This window comes from Clostridioides sp. LIBA-6622, assembly GCF_056716095.1.
Window position 1 is genome coordinate 1,053,409 of the sequence record NZ_CP196998.1, and the last position, 22,296, is coordinate 1,075,704.

Here is a 22,296-nt window from a genome sequence, read left to right on the forward strand (position 1 = left end):
ATGAAGAGAAAATCTTTCTTAGCATATCCATATGTAGTTTGGAGTGCGATATTTGTAATAATTCCTTTAATACTAGTAGTATTTTTCAGTTTTACAAAAGAGTCAGGTGGAGGTTATGCATTTACACTTGAAAATTATAAAGAAGTAATCGACCCTATATACATTAAAGTATTTGCTCGTTCTATTCTTTTAGCAGGAGGAGCGACATTGATATGCCTTATAGTTGGTTATCCAGTGGCATATATAATTTCAAAAGCTCATGTAAGTAGAAGAGGTTCATTAATATTATTGTTTATTCTTCCTATGTGGATGAATTTTCTTTTAAGAACTTATGCATGGGTTGCTATATTAGGAAAAAATGGACTTTTAAATACATTTTTAGGTTGGTTTGGGATACAGCCATTAGCAATTTTGTATACTAATTTTGCTATACTTTTAGGTATGGTATACAACTTTTTACCATTCATGGTTCTTCCAATATACACTGCACTATCAAAGATGGATAATGATTTGATAAATGCTGCTCATGACTTAGGTGCAAACAATATGACAGTATTTAGAAAAATTATATTTCCTTTGAGTTTGCCAGGTGTAATGTCTGGAATAACTATGGTATTTATGCCAGCAGTAACTACCTTTGCAATATCAAGACTGTTAGGTGGAGGTAAAATAATGCTAGTTGGAGATTTGATTGAACAACAATTTACGGTTGTTGGAGATTGGAACTTTGGCTCAGCAATATCGATATTTATGATGATAGTAATATTAATATCGATGTCCATAATGTCAAAATTTGGAGATGAGTCTGACAAAGAAGGCGGTGGGTTACTATTTTAAAATTAAAGAAAATAACTTCTAATATATATTTAGCATTAGTATTCTTGTTTTTATATGCACCCATATTTGCTTTAGTACTATTTTCTTTCAATGATTCAAAATCAATGGCAAGATGGAATGGATTTACATGGAAGTGGTATGGTCAATTACTTCAAAATGAGAGTATAATGAGTGCTTTATATTACACTATTGTAATAGCTATATTAGCATCTGTAATATCTACAATAGTAGGAACTATAAGTGCTATAGGAATACATAAGATGAGAGGTAAGAGTAAGAAATTAATACTAAATGTAAACTATCTTCCTATTTTAAATACAGAGATAGTTACAGCAGTAGCTCTTATGAGTCTATTTGTATTTGTAAAAATGGAATTTGGGTTTACAACAATGCTATTGGCACATATAATGTTCTGTTTGCCATACGTCATACTTTCAGTTTTACCAAAAATGAAGCAATTGCCTGATAATATAGAGGATGCAGCTATGGACTTAGGAGCGACACCTATATATGCTCTTAGAAAAGTAATTTTGCCACAAATAAAGCCAGGTATTGTTTCTGGATTTTTAATTGCATTTACTATGTCAATAGATGACTTTATAATAAGTTTCTTTAATGCTGGAAATGGTGTAAGCAATCTTTCTATAGAAATCTATGGAATGGCTAGAAGAGGTATAAAACCTGAAATAAATGCATTATCAACAATAATGTTTGCAGTTGTTTTAGGGTTACTTTTATTAGCTAATAAAAAAGAATCTATAGTAAGGGGGACTAAATAATGATTAAGTATAAAAAAGTAATAGCCCTTGTAGCTGTAGGTGTGATGACAGTGACTTTATTTACAGGATGTAATAAAGCGACTGATTCTACAAAAGTTTTAAATGTATATAATGTTGGAGATTATATAGACGAATCTCTTATAGATAAGTTTGAAGAAGAAACTGGAATAGATGTTCAGTATTCAACTTATGATACTAATGAAATGATGTATCAAAAAGTAAAGAGTGGTAGTACACACTACGATTTGGTTTTTCCTTCAGATTACATGGTAGAAAAAATGAAAAATGAAGGTCTTTTGGAAAAGTTAGATTTTAAAAATATACCTAATATGAAGTATTTAGATAAAAGTTTTTTAAACCCTATATATGATAAAACTAATGAATATAGTGTTGCATATATGTGGGGAACTCTTGGAATATTGTATAATAAAAAAGAGGTTAAAGACCCTATAGATAGTTGGAATATACTTTGGAATCCAAAGTATAAGGGTAATATAATGATGTTTGATTCTGTTAGAGATACTATAGGAATAACTCTTAAAAAATTAGGATACAGTATGAATAGTGTAAATACAAAAGAAATAAATGAAGCGAAAAATCTTTTAATGAAACAAAAGGACTTGGTATTAGCTTATGTAAATGATGAAGGTAAGGATAGATTACTTGGTGGAGAAGTAGCAATGGGTATGTTGTATTCTGGAGATGCAGTTACATTAATGGACCAAAATTCTGACCTTGATTATGCGATACCTAAAGAAGGTACTAATAAATGGGTAGATGCTATGTGTGTACCTACAACAGCACAAAATAAAAAAGAAGCTGAATTGTTTATAAACTTCTTACTAGACCCAGAAAATGCAAAAATAAATGCTGAGTATATTGGATATTCGACACCGAATACAGGAGCGCTAAAATTATTAGACCCAGAAATAACTAATAATCCTGTTGCATATCCATCTAAAGAAGTACTTAGTAAATGTGAGACTTTTGAAGATATTGGTGAAAAGATAAAACTATATGACAAGGCTTGGATAGAATTAAAGTCAAAATAGAGTCTTTCTGATTTAATTATATTTACTTAATAAAACTGTTCTTTTTTAGAAATTAATTTTCTAATTATTGAACAGTTTTTATTTTTTGTCCAATATATACTTGTTTTGAGTTTGTTTTTATTAAATTATATTTACATGCGACTTAATTAATCTTTTAATAAGTGAAAATCTTATTTGTATAATGACTCTAATAATAATTAGAAAAAATGGGTAACTTAATAGAATAATTGGAGGTGTAAATTTATAAAAAATGAATAGGATAAATAAAAAAATAGATTTATTAATATTGAGTTTGTTAGTTTTTATATTTTTAATTGTTGGAATAGTAATATTATCTATTAGAACAGAAAATAAATTGAATGTATTTATAATGTTTGCAGTGGTTTTTTTTATAATAATGTTAACTTATTTATCAAACTCAGTAATAGGATTGATAACAAGTTCAATAACTATATTTATGTATACATCCTATATATTATATAACAATATTACTCATAATATAGATGTTGAGTTTATATCATATATGTGGATAATAGCAATACCAATCTCTTCAATTATAGTAGGTAATTTAAATAAAAACATAAATGAATTGCAATATACAAACACAAAGTTAACTGAACAGTATAAAGAGTTAGTGACTATTGATAGTGAAACTGGACTTAGGAATTTAAAGATTTTTTATAATGATGTAAATATGGAGATAAGTAAATCTATTAGACATAATACTAATTTTTCTCTTATGATAGTCAAATTGCCATACTATGGAAATTTACAGACAATATTTGGTGAAAATAAGACTAATAAAATAGTAAAACACATCAGTAGAAGTATTATAGAGTGTACAAGAAATGAGGATATAATTTATAGTTTACAAAAGGATATGATAGGCATATTGATGCCAAATACATCTTTGGAAGGTTCAAAAGTTGTTAAAGACAGAATAAATAAAAAGATAAGAGCGTTAAATTTAGACCTAAACAATAAAGGAAAATATGTAAATATAGATGTGAAAATTGCATTTTTAGAGTATAACGATAACTTTGGCGATAGTATAAATTTTAAGAATATAGTTGAAGAGGAATTACAATACGATGTTTAAAATACTCAATAAGAATTTATCAAAATTAATACTGATATTATCTATAGTACTGGTAATATCAAACTTTAATCTATCTTCATATGCAACAGAAATTACATCTAATAGAAATAAGGTTTTAGTTATATATGATTCTAAGAAAGAAACAGCCTACAATAGAGATATTTTAAAAATTATAAGGACTCTATTGGGGAGATTTAGTTCAGATATTGAGTTATTAAAATTAAGTAACTATGATGATGAAATAAATAAAAATTATTATAGTCATATATTTATTATAGGAATTAATGAAAATTCATATGCTAATGAGAAAAGAACTAAATATTTACTTAGTTCATTAGATTCATATAACGGAAATATATGTTGGTTGGGGCATGGTATAGAAAATCTTTTAGAATACAAAAAATATAATTTAGAGTATTTGGGAAAAACAAATAACATAGTGAGTGTAAATTATAAGGGTAAGTCGTACAATTTGGATGAACACTATTTATTTAATCTTGTGAAATCAAAAGATATAAGTGATAAAGTAATAGGAAGTATTAGTGATACATTAAATGAGTATCCATATATAATAAATGACAAAAATCTTTTTTATGTATCCAAATTGGATTTGGATGGTGTTTTATTTTATATATTCTGTGATTCACTGAATGATATTTTTAATATTAAGAAATTTGATAAGGGAAGTATATTTGTAAGAATAGAAGATGTACATGCTTTTAGAGACCCTAAAAATCTTGTAGATATAGCTGATTATTTAAGTGACAGAAATATACCATTTACAATTGCATTGATACCAGCTTATGTAAATCCTAAAAATCATAAAATAACTACTTTATCAGAAAGCCCTGAGATTGTCAAAGCAGTAAAATATATGCAAGAGAAGGGAGGTACAGTAATATTACATGGATATACTCATCAATACAAAAAAGAAGAAGTTTCTGGAGAAGGGTATGAATTTTGGGATGGCGAAAGAGATGCACCTTTAAAGGAAGATATGAAGGTATTTGTAAAAGATAGAGTGTTGAGTGGCCTTAGAATATGTATAGAAAATGGAATTTATCCTCTTGCGTTTGAAGCACCACATTATGCAATAGAATCTGAGGGATATAAAGAGTTGAAAAAGTATTTTTCTACTTATGTAGGTCAACATCAAAATAATGATAAAAAATTTAGTACTAATACATATCCTTATGTTATTCAGGATACAGAAGAATTTAATATATTTATACCTGAAAATTTAGGATATATAGACCCAGAAGATAAGTTTACTTTTCAAAATATCAAAGAAAATCTAGATAAAGTCTCTATGGTTAGAGGTTTTAGTGGAGGTTTCTTTTTTCATTCATATTTAGATATAGATTACTTAAAGTATACAATAGAATACCTAGAAAAACAAAATATAGAATTTATGGATTTAAGAGATTTTAATAATTGGGTAAAAGTTGATGAAATACAAATAAGAAATGTTGGAAATGAAGTTAAAGTAACTTATGATAGGAATTTAGAAGAAAATACTGAAAATGATATTAGATTTAAGTATATATCCAATATTAGTAAAATTTTAATATTGATAGTGTCTGTAAGTGTTTTAACATTTGTGATTATATTTATATATTTTAAGAAGATAGATAAAAAGAAATTTTTAAAATAAATTATTTTATATTAGAATAGAGGTTTTAAAAAATTTTAGGAGAAATTTATGAGAGATTTAAATATATCAGAGTATTTATTTATATTTAGCTTATTTAGTATATGGTCTTTGTTGCTTATAAATATTATTTTAGCTTTGGGCGGTTATATATTTTACTTTAAAAATTTTAACAAAGAAGTAAAAAAAATTGATAAATATCCTATGGTATCGATACTTGTTCCTGCTCACAATGAAGCTAAGGTAATAGGCAAAACTGTGGAATCTTTACTATTACTTGATTATCCTAAAGATAAAATGGAGCTAATTGTTATAAATGATAACTCATCTGATAATAGTAAAGATATTTTAGAAGATATAAAAAATAAGTATAATAATTATAATTTTACCATAATAAATACAGATAATTTAACAGGAGGCAAAGGAAAATCAAACGCATTAAATATTGGATATACTATTTCCAAAGGAGAATTTATAGCTGTTTATGATGCGGATAATACACCAGATAGAAATGCACTTAGATATTTAATACAAACAATAGTAATGGATGATGAATTAGGTGCTGTTATTGGAAAGTTTAGGACTCGCAATAAAAATAAAAATCTATTAACTAAATTCATAAATATAGAAACACTAAGCTTTCAATGGATGTCACAAGCTGGTAGATGGCAATTATTTAACCTATGTACAATACCAGGAACTAATTTTATATTGAGAAAAAGTATCATAGAAAAAATTGGAGGATGGGATAGTAAAGCAATTGCAGAAGATACAGAAATTAGCTTTAGGATATATAAATTGGGATATAAGATAAAGCTTGTACCACAATCTATAACATGGGAGCAAGAACCAGAAACTGTTAAAGTATGGATAAAGCAACGTACAAGATGGGCGAAAGGAAATATATATGTCTTAATGAAATATATAAAAAATATATTTAAACAGGGAAAAAATAAAATTGTATTTGATATAGCCTACTTTTTTTCTGTATATTTTTTGTTTTTAACATCTGTCATTATATCAGATATTTTATTTATTTTAAGTATATCTAAACTAGTAGAGATTTCAATTCCGATTAACTTTTTTATAATATGGATACTATCATATCTCTTATTTATTATAGAGGTAAGTATAAGTCTAAGTATAGAAAAAGGCGAAGCAACACTTGAGAATATATTCATAGTTGCAATAATGTATTTTACATACTCTCAACTGTGGTTGTTTGTAGCTATAAAAGGAATGATAGAATATTTAAAAGATGTGATTTTTAAAAGGGAAGTTAAATGGTATAAGACAGAAAGATTTTGATTCATGTACAGGAGGAACTAGCATGAAAAAATTTGTTATATCAATTATATCTTTAGTATTGTTTTTTTCAAATATATTGATTGTAGATGAAGTAAAAGCTGATGAGACTAAAGTTAAAAATTATAAATTTGAAAGAGACATCACTATTGATGGTGTTATAGGAAGTAATAGTACCTTTTTTGAGGTAAATAAGAATTGGGATATCGAGGAAGTTTTATTACATCTTAATTTTAGTAAGAGTCAAATATTAAATGAAGATGTTTCTAGTTTAACTGTTTTAATAAATAATGTACCAATAAAATCTATTAAACTAAATGCTAAGACAGATTATAAAAATACACTAGAGGTATTAATACCAAAAGACTATATAATCCAAGGTTATAATGAAATAAAAATAAAAGCATATAAAACTATATCTGATAAAATTTGTCAGGATGATTCTAATATTGGGAATTGGATGGTTATTCATAAAGAATCATATACATCAATTAGATATAAGCAGAAAAATATGGGGAATTCAATAAATGAATATCCATATCCATATTCAGAAATTGAAGATAAGTTTAATTTGGATACAACTATATTAGTTCCAGACAATATGACTAGAGGAGAATCTACAGCAGTGTTTAATATAGCTTCAGACTTTGGAAAAATAACAAAAAATGATAATTTAAAACTGGATGTTAAACTGTATTCAGAAATGAAAAATTGGTCTGAGGATAATCTTATATATATTGGTAAACCTGAAAATACAGCAGAAGAAATTTTAAATATTTTAAGCACAAAGGAACAAACTCTATTATCTTCAAATTGTATAATTAAACAAGTAGACTCACCTTACAATAAGAATAAGAAAATGATGGTGGTAATTGGTAGTAATGAAGATGATTTAATAAAGGCATCAAATTTATTAGTGGAAAATAAACTTTCTAATCAAGTACTATCATCATCAGTAATTGTAAATAAAGACACTAATATAAATATTAATGAGCAACAAAAGTTAAATTTAAGCCATTTGACATTAAAGGACTTGGGATATTCAGATTTTTTGTTAGAGGGTGCATTTAATCAGCAAGCTTTGTTTGATGTTAAAATACCAAAGGGTAAGATATTGGATAATGGTTCAAAAATTGTCTTAAATTTAAGGTACTCTGATAATTTGGATTTTGAAAAATCTTTGGTTACAGTATCTATAAATGATGTTGTTGTGGGAAGTAAGAAATTGGATAGGTCACATTCTAATAATGACAAGCTAGAATTAAAAATACCTAAAGATATAGATAATAAAGACTATTATCAAGTTAAATTAGTATTTAATTTGAGTATAAAGAACCAAAATTGTATTACAAGGGAAAGTAATAATCCTTGGGCATATGTATTAAATAGTTCTTATATGGATTTATCTACAAAAGAAAATGAATCTTTGTCTTTTGAAAGTTATCCATATCCATTTATTAAAGATGATGAATTTAATGATTTAACTGTAATAATGCCAGATTATTCAGATTCACAAGCTATGACTTGGATGTCTAGCTTAGGTATTAGTTTAGGTGCAAATATAAATTCGTATAAAGGACATATAAACGTAATTAGAGGAAAAGAGTTTAATGACAAATATAAAGATAGCAATATTATAGTTTTTGGTGTGCCATTTAATAATTCTGTTATAAAGATGTTAAACGATAATTTAAACATAAAGTTTAACAAAAGTTATTCTACATTTTTATCAAATGAAAAGATAAGTTTTATCGATGGCTATGGGAAAAATATTTCTGCAATTCAATTGATAAAATCACCTTATAATAATCAAAAAAATATTATGGTAATTAGTTCAATAAATGAAAAAAACTTATATTTAGGAATGGATTATTTATTGAATAAAAGTAAAGTTAATGATTTAAAAGGAGATACATTAACGATTGATGAATATGGAGAGGTAGAAGATTTAGCTTATAATTTGAAAATTAATAAAGAAGTAAAAACTTTAAATAATAATATAAGCATTAGTAAGACAACAAAAGTATTTTTAATGATTTCTTTTATTACTATAATTGTAGCCATAGTATTGTCAATGTTATATATAAAAAAATATAAAAGAAGATAACATGATAAATTTATTATTTTAAAAGAGGTATATAATTTGAACAAATATATAAATAAATTTAAATTAAAAAGAAATATTCTAATTTCAGTAGTAGCTTTAATTTTTATATTTATAATCTATTTTATAAACACAGAGTTAAGAGATAAAAGTCTAATAAATAACCAATATGATGGTAAGATTAAATCAGCTAACTTATCTGTAGACTATGAAATAAAACAAGTTATGAAGGATATAGATAAACTAGGATTGAATACAGTAAATGTACCCATAATTATAAATGTAGATGAAATTAATTCTGATATTATGTCAATAGATAATAGTAGTAAAGAAAAAGCAATTAAGCTGATAAAAAAATTAAATAAAAAAGGTATTTCAACAATACTAGAAGCATATCCGTGGATAGAAAATGGAAAATTATATGAAACTGATTGGAATCCTAAAAATAAAGATAGATTTTTTTATACTTGGCAAAATACTATATTAAATGAACTTATAATAGATGTAGCAAATCCTCTGGATGTAAATGTCTTGAATATAGGTTCTAATTTTGTACATTTAGAGGAATATCAGAAAAATTGGAGCGAAATAATAGATTTTGTACAATCAAAATTTGATGGACTTGTAACATATAGGACTAATTGGTGGTATACAAAAAAAGATGACTTAAATAGTAAATTATATTATGAACAAAAACTAAATAATAATTTTTTTGATAAGTTAGATTTTATATCTATAGCAGCATATTTTGAACTAAGTAATAAACCTATTAATACAGTGGAAGAATTGGTCTCTGCATTACATTCATCTACTGTAAATAATAGAGGACAGAATATAAAAGAAGAAATATATAATCTTTATAAAGTTCATAGGAAACCAATATTTTTTGGAGAATTAGGTTTTTCAAATAGAGAAAATGCAAGTTCTCAACCATGGAATCATATTCCTTCAAAAGTTATAAATGATGAAGAGCAAGCAAGATGCTTTGAGGCATATAAAAAAGTTTTTGAGAATGAAGATTGGATAAATGGTTTTTCTGTGTTTTGTGTAGGTAAAATAGATGAAGAAAAAAATTTTTATCCATCAAAGGAGAGTATAAAGGTTATTAAGTCTTGGTATGAATAGTTTTGTTATGAAAGCATTAGTATTTGTATAAATTAAATGTATGATTAGGAGAGATACAAATGAATGACATCAAGGTTATGACTGTATTTGGAACGAGGCCTGAAGCTATTAAAATGGCTCCTTTAATAAAAGAACTTGAAGATAGAGAGCATATAAAAAGTATTGTATGTGTTACAGCCCAACATAGAGAAATGCTTGACCAAGTTATAGAAACATTTAATATAAATGTAGACTATGATTTGGATATAATGAAAAAAGGACAAAGTTTAAATGATATAACATGCAAAATTTTAAATGAACTTCCATTAATTATAAATAAGGAAAATCCAAATATAATATTAGTGCATGGAGATACAACAACAACCCTAGCTACTAGCTTGACTGCGTTCTATAGTAGAATTTTTGTTGGTCATATAGAAGCTGGACTTAGAACTTATGATAAATATTCTCCATTTCCAGAGGAATTAAATAGGCAACTTACAGGTATTATTGCTGATATACACTTTGCCCCTACCACTTTGGCTAGGAAAAACTTGATTTGTGAAGGAAAGCCTAAAAATAATATATTTGTAACTGGTAATACTGCGATTGATGCTTTGCAGATGACAATAAAAGAAGACTATAATCATCCTATAATTGATAAGATTGGCAATGACAGGATGATTTTATTGACTTCTCATAGAAGAGAAAATTTAGGTAATCCTATGAAAAACATATTTAAAGCTGTAAAAAGAATAGTAGATGACTTTGAAGATGTACAAATAGTATACCCAATACATTTAAATCCTGAAATACGCAATATAGCTGATGAAGCATTTGGAAAATCCTCTAAAAGGATTCATATTATAGAACCTTTAGAAGTGGTTGATTTTCATAATTTTTTAAATAAATCATACATGATAATGACTGATAGTGGAGGAATACAGGAAGAAGCTCCATCATTAGGTAAACCAGTTTTGGTGTTGCGTGATAAAACAGAAAGAATTGAAGGTATTGAAGCTAAGACACTTAAATTAGTAGGTACTGATGAAGATAGAATATATAATTCGGTGAGTAGTTTATTAATAAATAAAGACAGTTATAATCAGATGAGTAAAGCATCTAATCCATATGGGGACGGAAATGCAAGTAAATATATAGTGGACATAATAATGAAAAAATTAAATTGTAAATATCTAAATTAGTTTTTATTTATTTAAATTTATAGTAGAAAGAATTAAAATTATTATCCATTTGATATAAAATCTGTGATAACATAAGGAATACCATTTTTAAGGGGGAATAATATGGCCAGAAAAACCATAAAAAATTTAGGGAAAAATAAAAGTATAAAGAGAATAAAGCTTCTATTTAAAAAAATTTTTATAACTGTATGTATAATAGCAAGCATAATTGCTGTTTTTAATATAACAAAATACTTTGAGGAATTATATAAGGTAAGAGATATAGAAAGTACCAAAATTGAATACTATATGGATGTAGCCGATGAAGCAGGTGATGGGAAAGTCCAAGTAAGTTGGAAAGCATTGCTTGCTATAGATATGGTAATACATGATGAAGACTTAAGTAATATAAAAAAGAAAGATACATTAAATATAGGAGAAAAATTTATAGTAGAGGATAAAAATGACAAGGGAGAAAATGTGTATAAAGTAAAAAAATTCACTAAAGTATTGAATGAAATAAAATTTGACTCTTCTCAAAAAAGTAGAGCAAAAAAATATATGAAGGATTTAGAATACATGTATCTTGGAAATAAAGAATTAAAAAATGGTGATGAAAAAATCAAATTTATAAAAAAGTTAGAAGATTCAGCTATAAGAGAATACATTGATTATGGAATACTGCCATCTATAACAATAGGACAAGCTATATTAGAATCTGGATGGGGAAATTCTAAACTTACAAAGCAGAGTAATAATTTATTTGGAATAAAAGCAGATAAAGCATGGAAAGGAAAAAAAGTAGAAATCTCAACCTCAGAACACTATGATGAGAAAATCGTAGCGAATTTTAGGTCATATAATTCATTACAGGATTCTGTCAGAGACCATAGTTTGTTTTTAGTTGATAATAAAAGATATAGAAAACATGGTTTATTTGAAGCAAAAGACTATACTAGTCAAGCACAAGCCCTAGAAAATGCAGGATATAGTACAGCTGAAGATAAAAAAGGAAATCGTATATATGCGGAACTATTAATAGAAGTCATCAGAAGCTATAATTTGCAACTTATAGATAACAAAGTAGAAACAAAATAATTATTAACTTCGTATGAGGTTATAACAGGATAAGATTATTTTCTACAAAAGAATAGAAAATTTGTAAAAAAAACTAAAAAAATGTATTGACTTGTTATTTAAAAGGTGATATTATTATTACTGTACTCGAAAGAGAACAAAATGAACTTTGAAAATTAAACAGTAGGTTAATTTATAAAACAAGAAACAAACCATAAAGCCAGATATTTTGATAACAATAGTATCTGAGCCTGATAAACTTTTATTTGAGAGTTTGATCCTGGCTCAGGATGAACGCTGGCGGCGTGCCTAACACATGCAAGTTGAGCGATTTACTTCGGTAAAGAGCGGCGGACGGGTGAGTAACGCGTGGGTAACCTACCCTGTACACACGGATAACATACCGAAAGGTATGCTAATACGGGATAATATATTTGAGAGGCATCTCTTAAATATCAAAGGTGAGCCAGTACAGGATGGACCCGCGTCTGATTAGCTAGTTGGTAAGGTAACGGCTTACCAAGGCGACGATCAGTAGCCGACCTGAGAGGGTGAACGGCCACATTGGAACTGAGACACGGTCCAAACTCCTACGGGAGGCAGCAGTGGGGAATATTGCACAATGGGCGAAAGCCTGATGCAGCAACGCCGCGTGAGTGATGAAGGCCTTCGGGTCGTAAAACTCTGTCCTCAAGGAAGATAATGACGGTACTTGAGGAGGAAGCCCCGGCTAACTACGTGCCAGCAGCCGCGGTAATACGTAGGGGGCTAGCGTTATCCGGATTTACTGGGCGTAAAGGGTGCGTAGGCGGTCTTTCAAGTCAGGAGTGAAAGGCTACGGCTCAACCGTAGTAAGCTCTTGAAACTGGGAGACTTGAGTGCAGGAGAGGAGAGTGGAATTCCTAGTGTAGCGGTGAAATGCGTAGATATTAGGAGGAACACCAGTTGCGAAGGCGGCTCTCTGGACTGTAACTGACGCTGAGGCACGAAAGCGTGGGGAGCAAACAGGATTAGATACCCTGGTAGTCCACGCTGTAAACGATGAGTACTAGGTGTCGGGGGTTACCCCCCTCGGTGCCGCAGCTAACGCATTAAGTACTCCGCCTGGGAAGTACGCTCGCAAGAGTGAAACTCAAAGGAATTGACGGGGACCCGCACAAGTAGCGGAGCATGTGGTTTAATTCGAAGCAACGCGAAGAACCTTACCTAAGCTTGACATCCCAATGACATCTCCTTAATCGGAGAATTCCCTTCGGGGACATTGGTGACAGGTGGTGCATGGTTGTCGTCAGCTCGTGTCGTGAGATGTTGGGTTAAGTCCCGCAACGAGCGCAACCCTTGTCTTTAGTTGCCATCATTAAGTTGGGCACTCTAGAGAGACTGCCAGGGATAACCTGGAGGAAGGTGGGGATGACGTCAAATCATCATGCCCCTTATGCTTAGGGCTACACACGTGCTACAATGGGTAGTACAGAGGGTTGCCAAGCCGTAAGGTGGAGCTAATCCCTTAAAGCTACTCTCAGTTCGGATTGTAGGCTGAAACTCGCCTACATGAAGCTGGAGTTACTAGTAATCGCAGATCAGAATGCTGCGGTGAATGCGTTCCCGGGTCTTGTACACACCGCCCGTCACACCACGGGAGTTGGAGACGCCCGAAGCCGATTATCTAACCTTTTGGAAGAAGTCGTCGAAGGTGGAATCAATAACTGGGGTGAAGTCGTAACAAGGTAGCCGTATCGGAAGGTGCGGCTGGATCACCTCCTTTCTAAGGAGAATTGCCTACTGTTTAATTTTGAGGGTTCGTTTTTACGAATACTCAAAATTAGCACTTGAATCAACCAAATAAACTAAACCAATGTGAAGTTTGTTTGTTGAAGATGTGCGTTAGCACCTTAAAAACTGCATATATATTTAGTGATATGACATCTAATTTGTAATATATAAAGCTGATAACTTTTTAAAATTATCAAGTTGATAGACTTTAATCTATCAAACCTTTTTAACTGGTCAAGTTATTAAGGGTGCAGGGCGGATGCCTTGGCACTAGGAGCCGATGAAGGACGTGATAAGCTGCGATAAGCTTCGGGGAGTTGCACGTAAACTTTGATCCGAAGATTTCCGAATGAGGAAACTCACTTAGAGTAATGTCTAAGTATCATTAAGTGAATTCATAGCTTAATGAGGGGAACTCAGGGAACTGAAACATCTAAGTACCTGAAGGAAGAGAAAGAAATTCGATTCCGTAAGTAGCGGCGAGCGAACGCGGAAGAGCCCAAACCAATAAAGTTTTCTTTATTGGGGTTGCGGACATATCATAACGAAGAGGTATCGTAATTGAAGAGGTTTGGAAAGACCCACCACAGAAGGTAATAGTCCTGTATGTTAAACGAGAAGACTTTAGATATGATCCAGAGTACCACGGGACACGTGAAACCCTGTGGGAAGCAGGAGGGACCACCCTCCAAGGCTAAATACTACCTAGTGACCGATAGCGTATAGTACCGTGAGGGAAAGGTGAAAAGGACCCCGGGAGGGGAGTGAAATAGAACCTGAAACCCTGCACTTACAAGCTGTGGAAGCACATTTCTTGTGTGACCGCGTACTTTTTGTAGAACGGGCCAACGAGTTACGTTAAGTAGCAAGGTTAAGCACTTAAGGTGTGGAGCCGTAGCGAAAGCGAGTTTTAACTGAGCGTTCAGTTACTTGACGTAGACCCGAAACCGGGCGACCTACCCATGAGCAGGATGAAGCGAAAGTAAAATTTCGTGGAGGTCCGAACCCACGAGCGTTGAAAAGCTCGGGGATGACTTGTGGGTAGCGGTGAAATTCCAATCGAGCCCGGAGATAGCTGGTTCTCCCCGAAATAGCTTTAGGGCTAGCCTCAAGGTGAGAGATACGGAGGTAGAGCACTGAATGTCCTAGGGGGTATTGCACCTACCGAAGACTATCAAACTCCGAATGCCGTCATCTTATACTTGGGAGTCAGACTGTGGGTGATAAGATTCATAGTCGAAAGGGCAACAGCCCAGATCGTCAGCTAAGGTCCCTAAATGTAAGTTAAGTGGTAAAGGATGTGGGATTGCACAGACAACCAGGATGTTGGCTTAGAAGCAGCCACTCATTCAAAGAGTGCGTAATAGCTCACTGGTCGAGTGATCCTGCGCCGAAGATTTCCGGGGCTAAAACTTACTACCGAAGCTACGGCATCATTATGATGGGTAGGGGAGCTTCCCATACGGGTTGAAGCATGACCGTAAGGACATGTGGACAGTATGGGAGTGAGAATGTTGGCATGAGTAGCGAGATGTGGGTGAGAATCCCACAGGCCGTAAACCCAAGGTTTCCAGGGGAAGGTTCGTCCGCCCTGGGTTAGTCGGGACCTAAGCTGAGGCCGAAAGGCGTAGGTGATGGACAACAGGTTGATATTCCTGTACTACCGATAACCGTTTGAGAGATGGGATGACACAGTAGGATAAGCTAAGCACACTGTTGGTTATATGTGCCCAAGCATTGAGGCAGTCAGAGTAGGTAAATCCGCTTTGATAATGCTGGGATGTGATGGGGAGCGAAATTTAGTAGCGAAGTAGCTGATTTCACACTGTCAAGAAAAGTCTCTATCGAGGTTAAAGGTACCCGTACCGCAAACCGACACAGGTGGGTGAGGAGAGTATCCTAAGGCCCGCGAGAGAACTGTTGTTAAGGAACTCGGCAAAATGACCCCGTAACTTAGGGATAAGGGGTGCCACCATCTGGTGGCCGCAGAGAATAGGCCCAAGCGACTGTTTACCAAAAACATAGGTTTCTGCTAAGTCGCAAGACGATGTATAGGAGCTGACGCCTGCCCGGTGCTGGAAGGTTAAGGGGATCTGTTAGAGCAATCGAAGCAGTGAACTTAAGCCCCAGTAAACGGCGGCCGTAACTATAACGGTCCTAAGGTAGCGAAATTCCTTGTCGGGTAAGTTCCGACCCGCACGAAAGGCGTAACGATTTGGGCACTGTCTCAACAACAGACTCGGTGAAATTGTAATTCCGGTGAAGATGCCGGATACCTGCGACAGGACGGAAAGACCCCATGGAGCTTTACTGTAGCTTGACATTGGGTCTTGGTACTACATGTACAGGATAGGTGGGAGGCTTTGAAACCAGGACGCCAGTTTTGGCGGAGCCATCCTTGGGATACCACCCTTGTAGTACTGGGACTCTAACCATAGGCCATGAATCTGGTCTTGGGACACTGTCAGGTGGGCAGTTTGACTGGGGCGGTCGCCTCCCAAAAGGTAACGGAGGCGCTCAAAGGTTCTCTCAGTACGGTCGGAAATCGTACGTAGAGTGTAAAGGCAAAAGAGAGCTTGATTGCAAGACATACAGGTCGAGCAAGGATGAAAATCGGACTTAGTGATCCGGTGGTTCTGCGTGGAAGGGCCATCGCTCAACGGATAAAAGCTACCCTGGGGATAACAGGCTTATCTCCCCCAAGAGTCCACATCGACGGGGAGGTTTGGCACCTCGATGTCGGCTCATCACATCCTGGGGCTGTAGTAGGTCCCAAGGGTTGGGCTGTTCGCCCATTAAAGTGGTACGCGAGCTGGGTTCAGAACGTCGTGAGACAGTTCGGTCCCTATCCGTCGCAGGCGTAGGAAATTTGAGAAGACCTGTCCTTAGTACGAGAGGACCGGGATGGACGTACCTCTGGTGTACCAGTTGTTCTGCCAAGGGCATGGCTGGGTAGCTATGTACGGAATGGATAAGCGCTGAAAGCATCTAAGCGCGAAGCCGACTTCAAGATAAGATTTCCCACCGCAAGGGTAAGACCCCAGAAAGACTATCTGGTTGATAGGTCGAAGGTGTAAGTGCAGCAATGTATTTAGCTTATCGATACTAATAGGTCGAGGACTTGACCAATATTATATGATGTTCATTCAATAAAATATATGTGTAGTTTTTAGAGTGTTAACTCTAGAAAGTTAGTTCTACTAATTTATAAAAAATAATGCGGGTGTAGCTCAATGGTAGAGTTCTGGCCTTCCAAGCCAGCTGTGAGGGTTCGATCCCCTTCACCCGCTCCAAAAGATTATGTGGTTACAATAGCAGAGAGGATACACCTGTTCCCATTCCGAACACAGAAGTTAAGCTCTCTAGCGCTGATGGTACTTGGTGGGAAACTGCCTGGGAGAGTAGGACGTAGCCATGTAATCTTTTTTGTTGTATAAAATTTAATAAAACTACAATTATTATATGTTTTTATTTGTCTTTTATAGATTTTTTTGGCAATAAATGATATAGTGAATATAATTAAATATATTAGATATATTTAATTTTTTTATTTTTTGTGTTTTATAAGTTTACTTTTTATATAATTATTTATAATTTTGGGTAGATACACTTTGATATATTTTAAAAATTTAAATCTATAAAACAAAATAGAAATTTATATTAAGTGAGGAGATTAATAGATTAATATGAGAAGAAATGCAAAACTATTAACAACAGGAATTCTTTCAATGGCAATTGTCGCACCAACAATGGCATTTGCTACTGAATCTAGTGCTATGGAAAATAATGCAGATTTAAATATAAACTTAGAGAAAAAAAGTATAGTTTTAGGTAGTACATCAAAAGTTAGCGTTAAATTTAAAGAAAAGCTAGATGCAGGCAGTATAACATTAAAATATAAATGTTATGACATGCCATTAGACACAACTATAAATTACAACAAATCAACTGGAGCATATGAAGGGACTATCAATTATAATAAAGACCCAGAATATCAAAATGTTTGGGAGTTACAAGGTATAACAATAAATAGTGAAACTAATCCTAAAACTTTAAACAAACAAGACCTAGAAAAGATGGGATTAAATTTAAAAGATTATAATGTAACGCAGGAATGTATAATTGAAGATATAACTTCGAGAAAAGATGTAAGTAAATACTTGAGAAAAACTTCTGCACCTATCACAGAACTTACAGGAAGTGATAGATACGAAACAGCAGTTAAAATAAGTAAAGAAGGCTGGAAAAATGGTTCAGATAAGGTAATTGTAATAAGTGGAGATGTAAGTATTGATGGAATTATATCAACTCCATTAGCAACTACATATAATGCACCTATACTTTTGGTTGAAAAAAATAATGTGCCAGATAGTGTAAAATCAGAATTAAAACGTCTAAATCCTAAAGATGTAATCATAATTGGAGATGAGAACTCAATTTCTAAAACTAGTGCTAATCAGATAAAATCAACTGTAAATGCTAGTCAAACACGTCTAAGTGGTTCTAATAGATATGAGACATCTTTATTGATAGCAAAAGAAATAGATAAAAATCATGATGTAGATAAGGTGTATATAACAAATGCTACTGGTGGAGAAGTGGATGCACTTACTATAGCAGCAAAAGCAGGTCAAGATAAGCAACCAATTATATTGACTGATAAAGATAGTATTACAAATAATACATATAAATGGCTAGAGAGTGAGGATTTACAAAGTGCTTATTTTATAGGTGGTCCTCAAATGATATCAACAAATGTTATCAATAAAGTAAATGATATAACTAAGGATAGTGTTACTAATAATAGAGTATATGGAGCAGATAGACATGAAACAAATGCAAATGTAATAAAAAAATTCTATACAGAAGATGAATTAGAAGCTGTTTTAGTGGCTAAATCAGATGTACTTGTTGATGCTTTAGCAGCAGGTCCATTAGCTGCTAACTTGAAGTCACCAATACTTATAACGCCAAAGACATATGTGTCTGCATATCATAAATCAAATTTAGAAGCTAAATCAGCTAATAAGGTATATAAAATAGGTGGAGGATTGACTTCAAATGTAATGAATTCCATAGCAGCATCATTATCTAAACATAATACAACTCCAACAGACCCAGACAATAATACTGGTGCTAAGACAGTTATGATTGACCCAGGACATGGTGGTTCAGATACTGGTACAACAGGGAAACCATTAGGAGGTATTAAAGAAAAAGATTATACTTTAAATACTTCACTTGCAACGACTGAATATTTGCGTTCAAAAGGCATAAACGTAATTATGACTAGAGATACAGATAAAACTTTATCACTTGGAAATAGAACTGCTTTATCTAATTCATTAAGACCAGATTTATTTACAAGCATACACTATAATGCGTCTGATACAACTGGAAATGGCGTGGAGGTATTTTATAAACTTGAAGATAAAAATGGTGGAACTACTAAAACTTTAGCTACAAATATATTAAATAGAATTTTAGAAAAATTCAATTTAAAAAATAGAGGTGCAAAAACGAGAGCACTATCAACTGATGCTACAAAAGATTATTTATATGTTTTAAGAACAAATGACATGCCAGCTGTACTTGTAGAATGTGCATTTTTAGACAATGAAAAAGATATGAGTTTATTGAATACATCAAGTAAGGTAAAGGAAATGGGTACACAAATAGGTAAAGGTATAGAAGAGTCTCTAAAATAGTCTAAATGAGAATAACTAAAGGTCTTAATATAAAATGAATTATGGTTTTAAACTTAGACTGAATCTACAAAATAAAACATAATTGTATTAGTAAGAAAGGCTATATATATACTGTTGCATATAAGTGCAAAATGGTATATATATAGCCTTTTGTAGTTAAGTATAATAATAAAACATTCACATATACCAAGAATATTATTAACTATTAAAAGTTGTGATATTTGCCTATAAAATACAATGGAAATGAAGGTATTATGTGTTATTATTTGTTTTTTATGTATTTTTATGGATTTTTATAGTAATAAGTGATATAGTGAAGGTAAATAAATGTATATAATATGTTTATTTTTTTGTTATTTTATTTTTATAATTTGTTTATAAATTATTTATAATTTGGGTAGATACACTTTGACATATTAAAAAATTAAAAACACTAAATTAGAAAGTTATGTTAAATAAGGAGATTAATATGAGAAAAAATACAAAATTATTAACAACAGGAATTCTTTCAATGGCAATTGTCGCACCAACAATGGCATTTGCTACTGAATCTAGTGCTATGGAAAATAATTCAGATTTAAATATAAGCTTAGAGAAAAAAAGTATAGTTTTAGGTAGTACATCAAAAGTTAGTGTTAAATTTAAAGAAAAGCCAGATTCAGACAGTATTACATTAAAATATAAATGTTATGATATGCCATTAGATACAACTATAAATTACAACAAATCAACTAGGGCATATGAAGGAACTATCAATTATAATCAAGACCCAGAATATCAAAATGTTTGGGAGTTACAAGGGATAACGATAAATAGTGAAACTAATCCTAAAACTTTAAACAAACAAGACCTAGAAAAGATGGGATTAAATTTAAAAGACTATAATGTAACACAGGAATGTATAATTGAAGATATAACTTCAAGAAAAGACGTAAATAAATACTTGAGAAAGACTTCTGCACCTATCACAGAACTTACAGGAAGTGATAGATATGAAACAGCAGTTAAAATAAGTAAAGAGGGTTGGAAAAATGGTGCAGACAAGGTAGTTATAATAAATGGAGATGTAAGTATTGATGGAATCATATCAACTCCATTAGCAACTACATATAATGCACCAATACTTTTGGTTGAGAAAAATAATGTTTCTGATAGTGTAAAATCAGAATTAAAACGTCTAAATCCTAAAGATGTAATTATAATTGGAGATGAGAACTCAATTTCTAAAACTACTGCTAATCAGATAAAATCGACTGTAAATGCTAATCAAACACGTCTAAATGGTTCTAATAGATATGAGACATCTCTATTGATAGCAAAAGAAATAGATAAAAACCATGATGTAGAGAAAGTGTATATAACAAATGGTAAAGATGGTGGAGAAATAGATGCACTTACTATAGCAGCAAAAGCAGGTCAGGATAAACAACCTATTATAGTGGCTGACAAAGATAGTATTACAAATGTTACATATCAATGGCTAGAGAGTGAGGACTTACAAAGTGCTTATTTTATAGGTGGACCTCAGATGATATCAACAAATGTCATCAATAAAGTAAATAATATAACTAAGGATAATGTTACTAATAATAGAGTATATGGAGCAGATAGACATGAAACAAATGCAAATGTAATAAAAAAATTCTATACAGAGGATGAATTGGAAGCTGTTTTAGTAGCTAAATCAGATGAACTTGTTGATGCTTTAGCAGCGGGGCCATTAGCTGCTAGCTTAAAATCACCAATACTTATAACGCCAAAGACGTATGTGTCTGCATATCATAAAGCTAATTTAGAAGCTAAATCAGCTAATAAGGTATATAAAATAGGTGGAGGATTGACTTCTAGTGTAATGAGTTCTATAGCAGCATCATTATCTAAACATAATACAACTCCAACAGACCCAGGAAGTAATAATGGTGCTAAGACCGTTATGATTGACCCAGGGCATGGTGGTTCAGCACCTGGAAATTCATATGGAGGAATGATTGAAAAAGATTACAATTTAAATACTTCACTTGCAACTACTGAATATTTACGTTCAAAAGGTATAAATGTAATTATGACTAGAGATACAGATAAAACTGTATCACTTGGAAGTAGAACTGCTTTATCTAACTCACTTAAACCAGACTTATTTACAAGTATACACTATAATGGTGATAATAATAGAAAAGGTCATGGAGTAGAAGTGTTTTATAAGATTAAAGATAAAAATGGAGGAACTACTAAGACTGTAGCTACAAACATATTAAATAGAATTTTAGAAAAATTTAAACTTACTAATAGAGGTATAAAAACAAGAACTCTAGACGACAATCCTGCAAAAGATTATTTATATGTCTTAAGAACTAATAATGTGCCAGCTGTACTTGTAGAATGTGCATTTTTGGATAGTACGAGTGACATGAGTTTAATAAACTCGCCAGCAAAAGTAAAAGAAATGGGTACACAAATAGCTAAAGGGATAGAAGAGTCATTAAAGTAATTATAAGTAAAAAGATTTAAAAGTTTAATGTAAATCTATAATTGGAAATTGACATTAAAGTCATAAAATGAAATATAAGTGTATCAATATCAAAGACTGTATATACATTGTTGCATATATAAATGCAAGACTATG

At 31.7% G+C, this 22,296-nt stretch carries 12 protein-coding genes, 1 tRNA gene and 3 rRNA genes; all 16 read left to right on the forward strand.

From position 1 onward, the window contains the following. A complete protein-coding gene (locus ACTG47_RS05110; protein ID WP_169469391.1) occupies positions 1–837 on the forward strand; it encodes an ABC transporter permease in 837 nt (278 codons plus the stop codon). 104 nt (positions 838–941) lie between these two features. Continuing rightward, positions 942–1,616: an ABC transporter permease gene (locus ACTG47_RS05115; RefSeq protein ID WP_003432155.1), complete on the forward strand. Its 675-nt coding sequence runs from the start codon at positions 942–944 to the stop codon at positions 1,614–1,616. Further along, entirely contained in the window at positions 1,616–2,668 is a 1,053-nt protein-coding gene (locus ACTG47_RS05120; RefSeq protein WP_479926361.1) for an ABC transporter substrate-binding protein, read from the forward strand. Before ACTG47_RS05115 ends, ACTG47_RS05120 begins: the two co-directional genes overlap by 1 nt. Positions 2,669–2,918: 250 nt before the next feature. Beyond that, positions 2,919–3,767 (forward strand): GGDEF domain-containing protein, encoded by an 849-nt coding sequence (locus tag ACTG47_RS05125; protein WP_479926362.1) that lies wholly within the window; start codon positions 2,919–2,921, stop codon positions 3,765–3,767. Then, positions 3,760–5,421 (forward strand): DUF2334 domain-containing protein, encoded by a 1,662-nt coding sequence (locus ACTG47_RS05130; RefSeq protein ID WP_479926363.1) that lies wholly within the window; start codon positions 3,760–3,762, stop codon positions 5,419–5,421. The genes ACTG47_RS05125 and ACTG47_RS05130 overlap by 8 nt, the downstream gene beginning before the upstream one ends. Positions 5,422–5,469: 48 nt before the next feature. After that, on the forward strand, positions 5,470–6,726 hold the full coding sequence (locus ACTG47_RS05135) for a glycosyltransferase family 2 protein (RefSeq protein WP_479926364.1): 1,257 nt from the start codon (positions 5,470–5,472) through the stop codon (positions 6,724–6,726). 22 nt (positions 6,727–6,748) lie between these two features. Next, positions 6,749–8,830, forward strand: a complete 2,082-nt coding sequence (locus tag ACTG47_RS05140; protein WP_479926365.1) for a cellulose biosynthesis cyclic di-GMP-binding regulatory protein BcsB — start codon at positions 6,749–6,751, stop codon at positions 8,828–8,830. A gap of 36 nt (positions 8,831–8,866) precedes the next feature. Further along, the gene (locus ACTG47_RS05145) at positions 8,867–9,952 is read left to right on the forward strand and encodes a glycoside hydrolase family 113 (RefSeq protein ID WP_479926366.1); all 1,086 of its coding nucleotides are present in this window, start codon (positions 8,867–8,869) and stop codon (positions 9,950–9,952) included. Between the two features lie 59 nt (positions 9,953–10,011). Then, positions 10,012–11,136 carry a non-hydrolyzing UDP-N-acetylglucosamine 2-epimerase gene (wecB, locus tag ACTG47_RS05150; protein ID WP_479926367.1) on the forward strand — a complete coding sequence of 375 codons (1,125 nt, stop codon included), beginning with the start codon at positions 10,012–10,014 and terminating at the stop codon, positions 11,134–11,136. A gap of 102 nt (positions 11,137–11,238) precedes the next feature. Further along, on the forward strand, positions 11,239–12,213 hold the full coding sequence (locus tag ACTG47_RS05155; RefSeq protein ID WP_479926368.1) for a glycoside hydrolase family 73 protein: 975 nt from the start codon (positions 11,239–11,241) through the stop codon (positions 12,211–12,213). A gap of 241 nt (positions 12,214–12,454) precedes the next feature. Beyond that, positions 12,455–13,957 (forward strand): 16S ribosomal RNA (locus tag ACTG47_RS05160). Between the two features lie 240 nt (positions 13,958–14,197). Further along, positions 14,198–17,094: ribosomal RNA gene (locus ACTG47_RS05165) — 23S ribosomal RNA — on the forward strand. A gap of 90 nt (positions 17,095–17,184) precedes the next feature. Next, positions 17,185–17,258 (forward strand) — tRNA-Gly (locus tag ACTG47_RS05170). An 8-nt stretch (positions 17,259–17,266) separates the two neighbouring features. After that, positions 17,267–17,383: ribosomal RNA gene (gene rrf, locus ACTG47_RS05175) — 5S ribosomal RNA — on the forward strand. Together the 16S, 23S and 5S rRNA genes with 1 tRNA gene alongside form the textbook arrangement of a ribosomal RNA operon. Before the next feature lie 268 nt (positions 17,384–17,651). Beyond that, on the forward strand, positions 17,652–19,673 hold the full coding sequence (locus ACTG47_RS05180) for an N-acetylmuramoyl-L-alanine amidase (protein WP_479926369.1): 2,022 nt from the start codon (positions 17,652–17,654) through the stop codon (positions 19,671–19,673). A 469-nt stretch (positions 19,674–20,142) separates the two neighbouring features. After that, complete coding sequence (locus ACTG47_RS05185) at positions 20,143–22,161, forward strand: N-acetylmuramoyl-L-alanine amidase (RefSeq protein WP_479926370.1); 2,019 nt, start codon at positions 20,143–20,145, stop codon at positions 22,159–22,161. Positions 22,162–22,296: the final 135 nt, after the last annotated feature.